Consider the following 13,836-nt stretch of genomic DNA (forward strand, 5'->3'; position numbering starts at 1 on the left):
GTCCGGATCGGCCATGAGGGGTCACCGTGGCTTCCGATCGTAGCAACGAGGCCGATTATGTCCGCCCCGTGCGACGTCTCGTCATCGGGGTGCTCGCGCTGGTCCTTCTGGCGCTGTTCCTGCTCTGGCGCATCGACAGCCCCCGGATCGAACGCTTCCGCACCGCTGTGGTCGATGCCGTCGTGCCCAATATGGAATGGGCGATGGCGCCGGTGACGCGCGTCGCGCGGATGATCGAGGATTTCCGGTCCTACACCCGCATCTACGAGCAGAATCAGGAACTGCGCCGCGAACTGCAACAGATGCGCGCGTGGCGCGAGGCGGCACTGCAGCTTGAGCAGCGCAATGCCCAGCTTCTGGACATGGCGCGCGTGCGACTGGACCCGCAGCTGACGCATGTGACGGGCGTGGTGATGGCCGATGCGGGCAGTCCCTATCGCCAATCGGTGCTGCTGAACGTTGGCGCGCGCGACGGCATTGTCGATGGCTGGGCGGTGATGGACGGGCTGGGCCTTGCGGGGCGCATCGCGGGCGTGGGCGACCGCTCGTCGCGGGTGATCCTGCTGACCGATTCCAACAGCCGGGTGCCGGTCATCGTGCAGCCCTCAGGCCAGCGCGCGCTGATTTCGGGCGACAACACGCCCCTGCCGGTTCTGGATTTCGTCGAGAATGCCGAAACCCTGCGCCCCGGCGACCGGGTGGTCAGCGCCTCGGATGGCGGGGTCTTCCCGCCCGGCCTGCTGGTGGGCGAGATCGTCATGGCGACGGACGGGCGTATGCGGGTGCGGCTGGCTGCCGATTACGGGCGGCTCGATTTCCTGCGCGTGCTGCGTTCGCGTCCGGCCGAACGGATCGAGCAATCGGGAACGCTGCTGCGCCCGGTGACCGAGGATGGCGAGCTGATCGATCCCATGACCGGCCATACCGCGCCGCCGCCGATTCCCGATATTGTCCCCGATCCGGTCGACGGGACCCTGCCGCAGATCCCTGCTCTGCCGGTCCCCGGCGCCGAACCGCCCGAGGCCGGGACCGATCCCGCCGGCAGCAGCGGGGGCTGAACCATGGGCGAGTTCTGGCGTCTCGATACGCTCTCCTATCTGGGCTTGTGGCTGTTCCTTTCAGCCGTGGCGATCCTGGGTCGGATCCTGCCGCTGTCCAACCCCTATGGCGGCTGGCCCGCGCCCGATTTCCTGCTGGCGCTGACCTTTGCGTGGATCCTGCGGCGGCCCAGCCAGATCCCGGCGGTGGCCGTGGTCGCGGTCTTCCTGATCGAAGATCTGTTCCTGATGCGCCCGCCCGGCCTGTGGGCGCTGGCGGTGCTGGTGGGCAGCGAATTCCTGCGCCGCCGCAGTCAGGTCGTGCGCGAGATGAACCTGCTTCTGGAATGGGGCATGGTGGCGGGCGTGATGTTGGCCATGACCGTGGCGAACCGGCTGGCACTCGTGATCGTGATGTCGCCGCGCGACCCGATCGACTTGAGCGCGGCCAAGCTTGCGGTCACAATCGCGGTCTATCCGCTGGTGGTCTGGGTGCTTCAGGGCGTGTTGCGCGTGCGCAAACCCGCGACCGGCGAAGTCGATGAATTGGGGCGCAAGCTATGAAACGATCGCCCAAGGACAACGAAGATTCTGCCCGCCGGATCTCGCGTCGCGCCGCCCTTCTGGGTGGGGCGCAGCTGGTTTTCGCCGGGGTTCTGGTGCTGCGCATGCGGTCGCTGCAGCTGGGCCAGTCCGAGGAATTCCGCCTTCTGGCCGAAGAAAACCGCATCAATATCCGCCTGCTGCCGCCCGCGCGCGGGGTCATCTATGATCGCGCCGGCGCGGTGCTGGCGACGAACGTTCAGAACTACCGCATCGTTCTGGTGCGCGAGGATGCGGGCGAGCCGCGCGAAGCGCTGGAACGGCTGGCGCAGATCATCGCGCTCACGCCTGAGGATATCGAGCGGGCCGAGCGCGAGATCATGCGCCACCGGCCTTTCGTGCCGGTGACCATCGCCGACCAGCTCAACTGGGAAGAAGTCGCCCGCGTCGCCGCCAATGCCCCGGCTATGCCCGGCGTCACGCCCGAGGTGGGCTGGACCCGCTTCTACCCGTTCGGCGCGGAATTCGCGCATTCGGTGGGCTATGTCGGCCCGGTCTCCGAACGCGATCTGGAAGCGCGCGAGAATCCCGACCCGCTCTTGATGATCCCGCGCTTTCAGATCGGCAAGATCGGCGTCGAGCGGGAATACGAGGAAACCCTGCGCGGCTCGGCCGGACACCGCCGGATCGAGGTCAATGCCGTGGGCCGCGAAATGCGCGAGCTTGACCGGCAAGAGGGCGATCCCGGCTCGAATGTGCGCCTGACGCTGGACCGTCAGCTTCAGGCCTTCACGCTGGCGCGGCTGGGCGAGGAAAGCGCCTCGGCGGTGGTGATGGAGGTGCAGACCGGCAACGTGCTGGCGCTGGCCTCGGCCCCGTCCTTTGACCCCAACCTGTTCGTGCGCGGGATCTCGGTGGCCGATTACGCCGCTTTGCGCGACAACGATCACCGCCCGATGTCGAACAAGACCGTGCAGGGCGCCTATCCACCCGGCTCGACCTTCAAGATGGTGACCGCGCTGGCGGCGTTCGAAGCCGGGCTTTCCACACCCGACGAGCGGGTCTTCTGTCCCGGTTATCTCGATGCCGCGGGCCGCCGGTTCCATTGCTGGAACCGCGGCGGGCACGGGCGCGTCAACCTGACCTCGGCTCTGGCCGAAAGCTGCGACGTGTTTTTCTACGACTTGTCGCAGCGCGTCGGCATCGACCGGATCAACGCCATGGCCGAGCGGCTGGGGCTGGGCATTCGCTATGACCTGCCGCTGTCAGGTGTATCGTCGGGGCTGAACCCGTCGCGGGAATGGAAACGCGACCGGCGCGGGGCGGATTGGGTGATCGGCGACACGATCAATGCCTCGATCGGTCAGGGCTATGTTCTGGCCACGCCGCTGCAACTGGCAGTGATGACCTGCCGTCTGGCCACCAACCGCGCGATCTTGCCCCGGCTCATCCACAGCATCGACGATGTCGAACAACCGATCCCCGACCAGCCGCCGCTGGGCCTGACACCCGCCGTTCTGGCGCAGGTGCAGCGCGGGATGTGGGAAGTGTCGAACTCGAACCGGGGCACGGCCTACCGCTCGCGCATCGTCAATACCGAGCAGCGCATGGCGGGCAAGACCGGCAGCTCGCAGGTCTTCTCGATCACCGCCGCCGAACGCGCGGCGGGGATCCGCAGTCAGGACCAGCTGCCGTGGAACCGGCGCGATCACGCGCTGTTCGTCTGCTATGCCCCCGATGTGGACCCGCGCTACGCGGTGTCGGTCGTGGTCGAGCATGGCGGCGGCGGCTCGTCGGTGGCGGCCCCTATCGCCCGCGACATCATCCTTGCCGCGCAGAATGGCGGCCTGCCCGCGCTCGAGTCCTATCCCACGCCGCAGCGCAACCGGATCGAGACGATGATCCGCACGATCAGCGACCAGATCGGCCCGCCCGCCACCCCCGACAACGGGCGGAGCCGCGCATGAGTTACCTCGAATACAACGTCAAGCGCTCGCCCAGCGGTCTGCGCAAGGTGCTCTATGTCAACTGGCCGCTGGTTCTGCTGCTGACGGCGGTGGCCTCGGTGGGGTTCCTGCAGCTCTATTCCGTCTCGGGCGGCGATTTCGACCGCTGGGCCGAACCGCAGATGCAGCGCTATGCGCTGTCGCTGGCGGTCATGCTGGCGATCGGCTTCGTGCCGCTGTGGTTCTGGCGCTCGATGTCGGTGCTGGCTTACGGCGTCTCGTTCCTGCTGCTGGTCGGGGTCGAATTCTTCGGCTCGGTCGGCATGGGCGCGCAGCGCTGGCTCGAACTGGGGCCGATCCGGCTGCAACCCTCGGAGATGATGAAGATCGCCATCGTGATGATGATGGCCACCTATTACGACTGGCTCGACATCAGGCGCGTGTCGCATCCGTTCTGGGTGCTGGTCGCGGTGTTCCTGATCGCCGCCCCCGCCTTTCTGGTGCTGATACAGCCCGACCTCGGCACCGCGCTGATGATCCTTGGCGCGGGCGGAATGGTGATGTTCTTCGCTGGCGTCAGCCTGTGGTATTTCGGCGCGGTGATCGGCGCGGGCGTGGGGCTGGTCACGCTGGTCTTCGCCTCGCGCGGGACGGATTGGCAATTGCTGCGCGACTATCAGTTCCGCCGGATCGACGCCTTCCTTGACCCGACGCTGGACCCGCTGGGCTCGTCTTATCACATCAATCAGGCGATGATCGCGCTGGGATCGGGCGGCTGGTCGGGGCGCGGCTTCATGCAGGGCACGCAGTCGCGGCTGAACTTCCTGCCCGAGAAGCACACCGACTTCATCTTCAACACGCTGGCCGAGGAATTCGGCTTTATCGGCAGCGTGTTCCTGCTCACGCTCTATATCGGCATCATCGTAACCTGCGTGATCGCCGCGATGCAGGCCAAGAACCGCTTCGCCTCGCTGCTGATCCTGGGCATCGCCGGCAACTTCTTTCTGTATTTCGCCATCAATATGGCAATGGTGATGGGCCTCGCGCCCGTTGTCGGCGTACCGCTACCGCTGGTCAGCTATGGTGGCTCGGCGATGCTGATGATCCTGATCGGCTTTGGGCTGGTCCAATCGGCCTGTATCCATCGACCGAGGGAGAAATCATGAAGGTCCTGTTCGCCGCCGGAGAAGACCGCTGGCCGCTCTGGGAAGCGCCGCTGAAAACCGCGCTCTCCGACGCGGGGGTCGAGGCCGAGATCCTGCGCAGCGCCGATCCCGCCGAGATCGAGGCGATGATCTATGCGCCGGGCGGCGAGACGCCCGACGATTTCACTCCCTTCGTGAATTGCCGCGCGGTGCTGAGCCTCTGGGCGGGGGTTGAGAAGATCGTCACCAACCGAACGCTGACGCAACCCCTGTGCCGGATGGTCGATCCGGGCCTGACGCAGGGCATGGTCGAATACGTCGTGGGCCACACGATGCGCGCGCATATCGGCATCGACCGCGTGCTGGCGACGCAGAATCGCTGGGAGGTGGTCATGCCGCCACTCGCCTCGGAGCGCCCGGTGGCGATGCTGGGACTGGGCGCGCTTGGGACGGCTTGCGGGCAGGCGCTGGCAGGGCTGGGTTTCCCGGTTCTGGGCTGGAGCCGCAATCCCAAGGATGTCGCGGGCATCGCCTGCCACCACGGCCCCGAAGGGCTGAAGACGGTGCTTGAACAGGCGCAGATCGTCGTGCTTCTGCTGCCCCTGACGGACGAGACCCGCGATACGCTGAACGCCGAGACACTGGGCTGGCTGCCCGAGGGCGCGGTAATCATCAATCCGGGCCGCGGGCCGCTTATCGATGACGAGGCGCTGCTGGCGGCGCTGGATACGGGCCGGGTCGCGCAGGCCACGCTCGACGTGTTCCGCGTCGAACCGCTGCCGCTCGATCATCCGTTCTGGGCGCATCCCGGCGTCACGGTGACCCCGCATATTGCCGCCGAGACGCGCCCCGCCACCGCCGCGCGCGTCATTGCCGAAAACCTCAGACGCCTGCGCGACGGCGACCCGCTTCTACACCGCGTCGACCGGGAGTCCGGGTATTGAACCGGGCTATTGAACCGGCGCCCCGCGCCCGCGCTTGATCCGGCCGCGTGGGGCGCCTATCTTGACCGGACGCGCCGATCGCCACGTATCGGCCGCTCCAAGAGGACTGGATGTCAGAGCTTGTGTGATAAGGCTCTCTGAGTTTCAGAGAGCCGGGTGATCTCCGAACCGCCGGCGCCACGCGCCTGCGGTGTTCGCTCACACCTATCGCACGAGACTTCCATGAATATCTCACGACCCGAACAACGTGTGCTGCACGTTCTGGCTCTGGGCGGCCACATCCTGCACGAACGCGACGATGGCCCCAAGATCACGGCCATCACCTGCGTCACCCGCGACGGCAGCGTGCTGTCCGATTGCACGCGGCCCGTCTTTGACCGCCTGCGCCGCAAACGCCTGATCGAATCGCATAAGGGAAGCCCCTACCGCATCTCGAAGCGCGGCCGGCTTTTCGTTCGCGCGCAACTCGACAATCAGGGATGAGGCCAGCCAAGGCCCCTTGCGGCGCATCCCGCGCCGCAAGGGGTTTCACCGTTGCTGACATTCGCGCGTTTCCGAGGTGTTTCGCCCTCGCTGTTGCTCGCGCGGTTTCGAGGTGTTTCGCCCTCGCTGTCGCTCGCGCGACGGGGGCGCGCCTCGCTGCGCTCGGCGCGCAAAGGGGGGCTGCTCGCCCCCCTCGTCGCTGCGCGCCTCACCCCCTCGGGATATTTCCGGATTAAAGATACAAGAGCGCGGCCCGCCCCTTCATTCTGCTGGAAATACTCCCTTCGGGAGCGCGATCCGCCTTTCTGCGTGACGGCAAAGGACCGCAAGATCACCCAGCCCGAACACCGTGCGTTAACGCTTCTGGCGCTCGCGTTTGCGGCGCGCCTTGATTTTGCCCGCCTTTTTCGCCGCACCCTTGCGCGGCGCGTAGCCTCGCGAACGGCCGCGCCCGGCCCGGGCCATCGGTGCGCCCTCGATCTCGAGGAGTTCCAGAACCAGCCCGCCGGTCATCCCGTCGGCCTCGGCCAGCTTGACCGCGACCCGCTGGCCCAGCCCGATGACGGTGCCGGTCTTCTCGCCCGTCAGACTCTGGGTATCGGGATCGTGGCGGAAATACTCGTTTCCAAGCGAGCGGATCGGGATCAGCCCGTCGGCCCCGGTTTCATCCATCTTCACGAACAGTCCGAACCGCGCGACACCGCTGATGCGGCCCTTGAACACCGCGCCGATCCGATCGGCCATGAAGGCCGCCAGATAGCGGTCGGTCGTGTCGCGCTCGGCCGCCATCGAGCGGCGCTCGGTATCCGAGATCTGCTTGGCCGTTTCGCCAAGATTCTCGATATCCCAGTCGCTGAGCCCGTCATCGCCCCAGCCATGCGCCCGGATCAGCGCGCGATGCACGACCAGGTCCGAATAGCGCCGGATGGGCGACGTGAAATGCGCGTAATTGCGCAGGGCCAGGCCGAAATGGCCGAAATTCTCGGGCGCGTAATAGGCCTGAGTCATCGAGCGCAGCGTGGCCATGTTGATGAGTTCGTCAAACTCGCTGCCCTCGGCATCGCCCAGAAGCTTGTTGAGATGGCGCGTCTGCAGCACCTGCCCCTTGGCCAGCACCAGCCCGGCCCCCTGCGCCACCTCGCGCAACGCCTCGATCTTCTCGGGCGTCGGCTCTTCGTGCACCCGGAACAGCAGCGGCGAACGGCGGCTGGTCAGCTCTTCGGCGGCGGCGACATTGGCCATCACCATGAATTCCTCGATCACCTTGTGGGCGTCGAGCCGGTCCTTGAACGCAACCGAAGTGACCTGCCCGGCCTCATCGAGCACGATCCGCCGCTCGGGCAGATCCAGATCAAGCGGCTGGCGCGCGGCGCGGGCAAGCTGCGTGGCCTTCCATGCAGCATAGAGGTGCCCCAGATCCTCCATGAGCGGCTCGGTCGCGGCTTCGCTGCGGCCCTCGAAGGCCGCATGCGCCTGCTCATAGCTCAGCGAGGCGCGCGAGCGCATGAGACCGCGCATGAAGCGATGCCCGGTTTTCTCGCCCTGCGCCGAGACCTTCATCTCGACGGCAAGAACGGGGCGCTCGACATCCTCGTGCAACGAGCACAGATCGCCCGACAACCGGTCGGGCAACATGGGCACGACGCGGTCAGGGAAATAGCTGGAATTGCCGCGCTTGCGAGCTTCGCGGTCCAATTCGGACCCCGGGCGCACATAGGCGGCGACATCGGCGATGGCGACCCAGACGATGAACCCGCCGGGGCTGGCAGGATCGGGCGCGGCGCAGACTGCGTCGTCATGGTCGCGCGCATCGGATGGGTCGATGGTCAGAAGCGGCAGCGCGCGCAGATCCTCGCGCTTGCTTGCGGGCATTTCGGGCGCAGCCTCGGCCTCGGCGATGACGGCGTCGGGGAAGTGATCGGGGATGCCGTGCTGGTGAATGGCGATCAGGCTGACCGCGCGCGGCGCACCGGGATCGCCCAACCGCGCGGTGATACGCGCGCGGGGCAGCCCCATGCGCGCGGGTCCCGATTGCTCGGCTTCGACCAGCTCGCCGTCGCGGGCGCCACCGGCCTCGTCGCGCGAGACGCGCCATTCCATGTCGGCGCCCTTGTCGATGGGCAGGATGCGGCCGAATTCCGGCCCCTGGCGATAGATCCCCAGAACCAGTTTCGGCCCCGATTGCAGCTTGCGGATCGGATGCGCGTGATAGCCCTCGGCCACCGGCAGAAGCTTGGCGAGCACCCGGTCGCCCGGCCCCATCGCGGGCTGACCCGGCCGCTCGATCACCACGATCCGCGCGCTCTTGTCTCCTGCACGGCTCTCGGCATCGGCGGGCTCGGCCAGAAGCGCGCCCTGCGCATCGGGCCCGGTAACCCGCACGATCCCCACAGGCGGCAGTCCCGCGCCGCGCGCCCCGCGCTTGCGCCGCTCATAAAGCCCCTCGCGCTCGAGATCCTTGAGCAGCGCCTTCAGATCGACCTTGTCCGCGCCGCCCTTGATGCCGAAGGCCTTGGCGACATCGCGCATCGATGGCCTGTCCGTCTGATCGGCGAGCCATTGGGCGAGTTCGGTTTTAGAAGGCAGTTTGGTCATGTCTTGGCGCTACCATGCCCCCCGTCCGCCGTCACGCAGAAAGGCGGATCGCGCTCCCGAAGGGAGTATTTCCAGCAGAATGAAGGGGCGGGCCGCGCTCTGGCATCTTTAATCCGGAAATATCCCGAGGGGGTGAGGCGCGCAGCGACGAGGGGGGCGAGCAGCCCCCCTTTGCGCGCCGAGCGCAGCGAGGCGCGCCCACGTCGCGCGAGCGATAGCGAGGGCGAAAGCACATGGAACCGCGCGAGCGAGAGCGAGGGCGAAACACCTCGGAACCGCGCGAGCGGTAGCGAGGGCGAAACCGCTCACCTTGCGTGGCGAACTGCCATGCGCAGCGCCTGCCTCCTCACAGCGACCATTTCGGCGTGAAGGGCAATTGGGCCGACAGCGCGCCGTCGACGGCGAGAACCTGTCCATTCAGATACGAGGCCGCGTCCGAGGCGAGGAAGGCCACGACCTCGGCCACTTCCTCGGCCCGGCCGCCGCGTCGCAACGGGTTGAGTTGGCCGATCCGGTCCTCGCGCCCCTTGGCGCGCGCCTCGTCGAAAAGGGGTGCGGTCATCGGCGTGTCGATGAGACCCGGCGCCACGCCGTTGACGCGGATCCTGCGCCCGGTCAGCGCCATGGCGGTGGTCTGCACAAGGCTCACCACCCCCGCTTTCGAGGCCGAATAGGGGATCGGCCCGGCCCCGGCCCTCAGCCCCGCGACCGAGGCGGTGCAAATGATCGCAGCGCCCTGCTGCAGATGGGGCAGCGTCTCGCGGATGGCGATCCAGGGACCGAGCAGGTTGATGCGCAGCACCTCCATGAAATCGTCGCTCGGCGTATCGAGTTTCGGGATCAGCCCGCCGGTGATGCCGGCATTGGCGTGAAGGATATCGATCCCGCCAAAGACGTCGAGCGCGCGCGCGACGATGGCCTGCACACCCTCATCGCGGGCGCAATCGGTGACGAGCGCCTCGGCCCGGCCGCCCGCTTCGCGTACGAGAGTTGCGGTTTCCTGAACCCCGGCGCCGAGATCAGCGAGGACCAGCGCCGCGCCCTGCCGGGCGAGGGTCAGCGCGGTGGCGCAACCAATGCCGCCCGCGGCGCCGGTGATGATCGCGGTCTTGCCGGCGAAATGTCCCATGGTTCCTCCCGGCTCCGAGGGCGGACGGGGGCTCTGCCCCCGACCCCGGAGTATTTGTGACAAAGTGAAGGAGCGATCAGGCGCCGAGCGCAGGGTTGCGGCCGCGGGCGGTGACATGGGGCTCCCAGCCGGGATGGTTGAGACCCTTGCGCTTTTTCAGCTCCATCCGCGCGAGCTGGTCGCGATGCACCTCGTCGGGGCCATCGGCAAGCCGCAGGGTGCGCAGCCCTGCATAGGCCAGCGCGGTGCCGAAATCGTTGCCGGTGCCGCCGCCGCCACAGGCCTGGATCGCCCAGTCGGCAATCTTGCAGGCCATGGTGGGTGCGGCGATCTTGATCATGGCGATCTCGGCGCGGGCTTCCTTGTTGCCGACCGTGTCCATCTTGTGCGCCGCGTGCAGCGTCAGCAGGCGGCACTGGTCGATCATGATCCGCGCCTCGGCGATGCGTTCGCGCGTCACGCCCTGATCGGCCACGGGTTTGCCGAAGGCCACGCGCTGCAGCGAGCGGTCGATCATGGTTTCCAAGAGCCGCTCGGCCATGCCGATCGTGCGCATGCAATGGTGGATGCGGCCCGGCCCGAGCCGCCCCTGTGCGATCTCGAAACCGCGTCCTTCGCCCAGAAGCAGGTTCTCGGCCGGCACGCGGACGTTTTCGAACAGGACTTCCGAGGCCCGGTCGGGCACGCCGTAATAGCCGAAGACCGGCAGCGAGCGGGTCACGGTAATGCCCGGCGTGTCCATCGGCACGAGGATCATGGATTGCTGCTTGTGGCGGTCGGGATTGCCCGGGTCGGTCTTGCCCATGAAGATGCAGATCTTCGTTTTCGGGTTGGACGCGCCGGTCGTGTACCATTTATGCGCGTTGATCACGTAGTGATCGCCGTCGCGCTTGATTTCGGCCTGAATATTCGTCGCATCAGACGAGGCCACAGCGGGTTCGGTCATCGCGAAGCACGAACGGATCTCGCCGTTCAGCAGCGGTTTGAGCCAGCGTTCCTTGTCGGCGTCGGTGCCGTAGCGCTCGATCACCTCCATATTGCCGGTATCGGGCGCGTTGCAGTTGAACACTTCGGGGGCCAGAAAGCTGCGGCCCATGATCTCGCACAGATAGCCGTATTCGACATTGGACAGACCGGCGCCCTTGTCGCTGTCGGGCAGGAACAGGTTCCACAGACCCGCCTCGCGCGCCTTGGGCTTCAGCCGGTCGAACATCGGGTAGACGGCGAAGGGGCCCAGCTCCTCGGCCTCGCGGAAGAACTCGGCCTCGTTGGGGTAGATATGCGTATCCATGAAGACCTTGAGGCGGGCCTCGTAATCGAGCACGCGGGCGCTTTTGTCGGGAACCATGTTTTCCTCCTCCGGTTGGGGCGAGCCTAACGCGGCGTCGGCTATCTGACAAGATCGTCTGACGATCTGTCTTGACGATACCCCCGCCACCCGCCATCCTTTCGCCAAACGGGAGGGAATTGGATGGCCGAGGCAGAGCTGAATGCGTGGATGGAGGCGCATGTCGAGGGGTATCGCGGCCCGCTGACGCTGTCGCGGCTGCAGGGCGGGCAATCGAACCCAACCTGGCGGATCGAGGCCCCGTCGGGCCGCTACGTGCTGCGCCAGAAGCCGCTGGGCCAGACTCTGCCCTCGGCGCATCAGGTGGATCGCGAGTACCGGGTGATGAAGGCGCTGGGCGAGACCGATGTGCCGGTGCCGCGGATGCTGGGCCTGTGCGAGGACGAGAGCGTCATGGGCTCGATGTTCTTTGTGATGGAGCATCTCGAAGGCCGCACCTTGTGGGACCCGCGCCTGCCCGACATGACCCCGTCCGAGCGGGGCGCGATTTTCGAGGCGATGAACGACACGATCGCCAAGATCTCGATGATCGACCCGGTCGCTGTGGGGCTGGGCGATTACGGGCGGCAGGGCGGCTATGTCGCGCGGCAGGTCTCGCGCTGGTCGAAGCAGTACCGCGCGTCCGAGACCCGCCAGATCGAAGCGATGGACAATCTGATCGCGTGGCTGCCACAGAACATGCCGAGCGACCCCGAAGAGGTCCGCATCGCGCATGGCGATTTCCGGCTCGACAACCTCATGTTCCATCCGACCGAGCCGCGCGTGCTGGGCGTGCTGGACTGGGAATTGTCGACGCTGGGCGATCCCTATGCCGATTTCGCCTATAACGTGATGGTCTGGCGGATCGTGCCGGGGATCTTCCGGGGGCTGGGCGGGGTCGATCTGGACGGCACGGGCATTCCCACCGAAGATCAGTATATCGACATGTGGTGCCGGAAAACCGGGCGGGAGCGGCCTGAAAACTTCGACTTTTACGTCATTCTCAGCCTGTTCCGCATCGCATCCATCGTCCAGGGCATCGCCAAGCGCGCGCAGGACGGGACGGCGAACGATCCGAAGGCGGCCGAGATGGGCCGCGTGGCTGCGCCGCTGGCCGAGATCGCGTGGAGCATGGTGCGCTCGTGACCGAAGGCGCGGCGTCGGGGCCCGAGACCCTTGTGCGGGACGTGTTGCAGGGGCTGGCCGAGGGGCGGTTCGTGCCCGGCCAGCGGCTGATCGAACCCGATCTGATGGCGCGCTACGGGCTGGGCCGCTCGACGGTGCGCGAGGGGCTGGGTCGGCTTGCTGCGTCGGGGATCGTCGTACAGATGCCCTATCGCGGCGCGCAGATCCGGCTTTTGAGCCGCCGCGCCGCCACCGATGTCCTGCGCGTGACCGAGCCGCTTCTGGGCCTTGCCGCGCGGCAGGCGGCCGAGGCGGTGGCGGCGGGCACCGATCCCCGCGCCCTGATCGCAGCGGCACGGGATTACGACGACGCCCCCCCCGAAGAGCACCCGCGCGCGCGGGGACGCTATTACCGCGCGCTCACGCAGCTGGCTGGCAATGCCGAGCTGGAACGTCTGCTGCCAATGCTACAGGTCCATCTGATCCGCGCGCAGTTGCGACTGTCTCGCCCCTCGGGGCGGGCGGCGCGCAAGGCGCTGGTCGCAGCGGTCGCAGGGGGTGCCCCCGACGCGGCCGAGATCGAGGCCCGCGCCTATGTCGGGGCGCTGATCGGCGCCCTGCCCGCCCTGCCCGACAGCGTCTTCGCGCCAGAGTGACCGGAAGACGGCATCGGCTGCATCAGACCGTCGCGCAAGAAAACAGGCGGCGCGGGATGCCCCACGCCGCCTTTGCCGAAAATAATCCCAACCTCGAATGAGCGAGCGGATCCGCTCACAAGAACGGAGACAAAGCCGTTACCCTGAATCTGTCCTGCGGATCCGTGTCCGGACGCCTTACAATCACGACGCGTGTCGCCATAACCGTTGTTCAAATGTGACCAGGCGCGCACCCACCCGTCAACCCAGCAGGACCGTTAACGCCAACGTCATCGGCGGAAATGTGCGCAGCCCATGGTTGCAAGGGTTCGATTCCGCTCGGAAATCAGACTTTTGCCCTGAACCCGGGCAATTGCACCCAAAATTTTTACCGTTTGATCAAGCCTCTAGCCCCGACTCGCCTTTCTTCGCCGCGGCACCCAGCAGGATACCCATCGTGCGTGGATCGGCGCGCACGGCTTCGGCCACAGTGAATCTGTTAAGACTGTCGTAATAGGCATTCTGGGCTTCGTACAAACCGCGCACCAGCCCGCAAGACCCACGCAAAAGGCAACTCGAGCAATCGACCATCGGCGTATCGCCTTCCATGTAGCGCGCAATATCGCCGACGCGCTGCTCCGATGCCGGACGAGACAGCCTGACACCGCCTAACCGCCCGCGTGTGCTGGACAGAAAGCCACCGTCGACAAGCTGGTTCACCACCTTCATCACGCTGCTTTGCGGGATGCCATGCGCGGCAGAAATCTCCGAGATCGAGACAAGCCGATCTTCATGCGCTGCAAGATACAGCGCCGTCCGAAGAGCGTAATCGGTGAACTTTGAAAGCTTCATGATACATCGCAATATACTCAGACGCATTCAAAAATGCGTAGATCAAAGGGCAATGCAAGCGTGAACGCGTTGGTT

12 protein-coding genes are annotated in these 13,836 nt (G+C 66.5%); 8 read left to right on the top strand and 4 right to left on the bottom strand.

The window, feature by feature from the left end:
• The first annotated feature begins 26 nt into the window (after window positions 1-26).
• The 6 genes from mreC (at window position 27) to JI664_RS13875 (ending at window position 6,098) form a co-directional block, all read left to right on the top strand.
• Window positions 27-1,058 (top strand): rod shape-determining protein MreC, encoded by a 1,032-nt coding sequence (gene mreC / locus JI664_RS13850; RefSeq protein WP_207014354.1) that lies wholly within the window; start codon window positions 27-29, stop codon window positions 1,056-1,058.
• A 3-nt stretch (window positions 1,059-1,061) separates the two neighbouring features.
• On the top strand, window positions 1,062-1,601 hold the full coding sequence (locus tag JI664_RS13855; RefSeq protein WP_207014355.1) for a rod shape-determining protein MreD: 540 nt from the start codon (window positions 1,062-1,064) through the stop codon (window positions 1,599-1,601).
• Window positions 1,598-3,547: a penicillin-binding protein 2 gene (mrdA, locus tag JI664_RS13860; protein WP_207014356.1), complete on the top strand. Its 1,950-nt coding sequence runs from the start codon at window positions 1,598-1,600 to the stop codon at window positions 3,545-3,547. The genes JI664_RS13855 and mrdA overlap by 4 nt, the downstream gene beginning before the upstream one ends.
• A complete protein-coding gene (rodA, locus tag JI664_RS13865) occupies window positions 3,544-4,692 on the top strand; it encodes a rod shape-determining protein RodA (protein WP_207014357.1) in 1,149 nt (382 codons plus the stop codon). The genes mrdA and rodA overlap by 4 nt, the downstream gene beginning before the upstream one ends.
• Complete coding sequence (locus JI664_RS13870) at window positions 4,686-5,615, top strand: 2-hydroxyacid dehydrogenase (RefSeq protein ID WP_207014532.1); 930 nt, start codon at window positions 4,686-4,688, stop codon at window positions 5,613-5,615. The genes rodA and JI664_RS13870 overlap by 7 nt, the downstream gene beginning before the upstream one ends.
• 222 nt (window positions 5,616-5,837) lie before the next feature.
• Window positions 5,838-6,098, top strand: a complete 261-nt coding sequence (locus JI664_RS13875) for a YjhX family toxin (protein WP_207014358.1) — start codon at window positions 5,838-5,840, stop codon at window positions 6,096-6,098.
• Window positions 6,099-6,452: 354 nt separating this feature from the next.
• On the opposite strand, the gene rnr is transcribed toward JI664_RS13875, so the two are convergent.
• The 3 genes from rnr to JI664_RS13890 form a co-directional block, all read right to left on the bottom strand.
• Window positions 6,453-8,693, bottom strand: a complete 2,241-nt coding sequence (gene rnr / locus JI664_RS13880; protein ID WP_207014359.1) for a ribonuclease R — start codon at window positions 8,691-8,693, stop codon at window positions 6,453-6,455.
• A gap of 346 nt (window positions 8,694-9,039) precedes the next feature.
• The gene (locus JI664_RS13885; RefSeq protein ID WP_207014360.1) at window positions 9,040-9,822 is read right to left on the bottom strand and encodes an SDR family NAD(P)-dependent oxidoreductase; all 783 of its coding nucleotides are present in this window, start codon (window positions 9,820-9,822) and stop codon (window positions 9,040-9,042) included.
• A 76-nt stretch (window positions 9,823-9,898) separates the two neighbouring features.
• A complete protein-coding gene (locus JI664_RS13890; protein WP_207014361.1) occupies window positions 9,899-11,170 on the bottom strand; it encodes an acyl-CoA dehydrogenase family protein in 1,272 nt (423 codons plus the stop codon).
• Window positions 11,171-11,293: 123 nt separating this feature from the next.
• Between JI664_RS13890 and JI664_RS13895 the strand changes: the two genes are divergently transcribed.
• Both JI664_RS13895 and JI664_RS13900 read left to right on the top strand, forming a co-directional pair.
• On the top strand, window positions 11,294-12,295 hold the full coding sequence (locus tag JI664_RS13895) for a phosphotransferase family protein (protein WP_207014362.1): 1,002 nt from the start codon (window positions 11,294-11,296) through the stop codon (window positions 12,293-12,295).
• Window positions 12,274-12,930, top strand: coding sequence for a GntR family transcriptional regulator (locus JI664_RS13900; protein ID WP_207014363.1), 657 nt, complete (start codon window positions 12,274-12,276; stop codon window positions 12,928-12,930). The genes JI664_RS13895 and JI664_RS13900 overlap by 22 nt, the downstream gene beginning before the upstream one ends.
• A 378-nt stretch (window positions 12,931-13,308) precedes the next feature.
• Here the strand turns inward: JI664_RS13900 and JI664_RS13905 are convergent, their stop codons facing one another.
• A complete protein-coding gene (locus JI664_RS13905; RefSeq protein ID WP_207014364.1) occupies window positions 13,309-13,761 on the bottom strand; it encodes an RrF2 family transcriptional regulator in 453 nt (150 codons plus the stop codon).
• Window positions 13,762-13,836: the final 75 nt, after the last annotated feature.

The sequence above is a fragment of the Rhodobacter sp. NTK016B genome, from assembly GCF_017303295.1.
In the GTDB taxonomy this organism is placed as follows: Bacteria; Pseudomonadota; Alphaproteobacteria; order Rhodobacterales; family Rhodobacteraceae; genus Pararhodobacter.

What these genes read in the sequence shown, in the direction of transcription:
- JI664_RS13855 (WP_207014355.1), top strand. Translation starts at nt 1,062, where the DNA reads ATGGGCGAGTTCTGGCGTCTCGATACGCTCTCCTATCTGGGCTTGTGG.
- mrdA (WP_207014356.1), top strand. Translation starts at nt 1,598, where the DNA reads ATGAAACGATCGCCCAAGGACAACGAAGATTCTGCCCGCCGGATCTCG.
- rodA (WP_207014357.1), top strand. Translation starts at nt 3,544, where the DNA reads ATGAGTTACCTCGAATACAACGTCAAGCGCTCGCCCAGCGGTCTGCGC.
- JI664_RS13875 (WP_207014358.1), top strand. Translation starts at nt 5,838, where the DNA reads ATGAATATCTCACGACCCGAACAACGTGTGCTGCACGTTCTGGCTCTG.
- rnr (WP_207014359.1), bottom strand. Translation starts at nt 8,693, where the DNA reads ATGACCAAACTGCCTTCTAAAACCGAACTCGCCCAATGGCTCGCCGAT.
- JI664_RS13885 (WP_207014360.1), bottom strand. Translation starts at nt 9,822, where the DNA reads ATGGGACATTTCGCCGGCAAGACCGCGATCATCACCGGCGCCGCGGGC.
- JI664_RS13890 (WP_207014361.1), bottom strand. Translation starts at nt 11,170, where the DNA reads ATGGTTCCCGACAAAAGCGCCCGCGTGCTCGATTACGAGGCCCGCCTC.
- JI664_RS13895 (WP_207014362.1), top strand. Translation starts at nt 11,294, where the DNA reads ATGGCCGAGGCAGAGCTGAATGCGTGGATGGAGGCGCATGTCGAGGGG.
- JI664_RS13905 (WP_207014364.1), bottom strand. Translation starts at nt 13,761, where the DNA reads ATGAAGCTTTCAAAGTTCACCGATTACGCTCTTCGGACGGCGCTGTAT.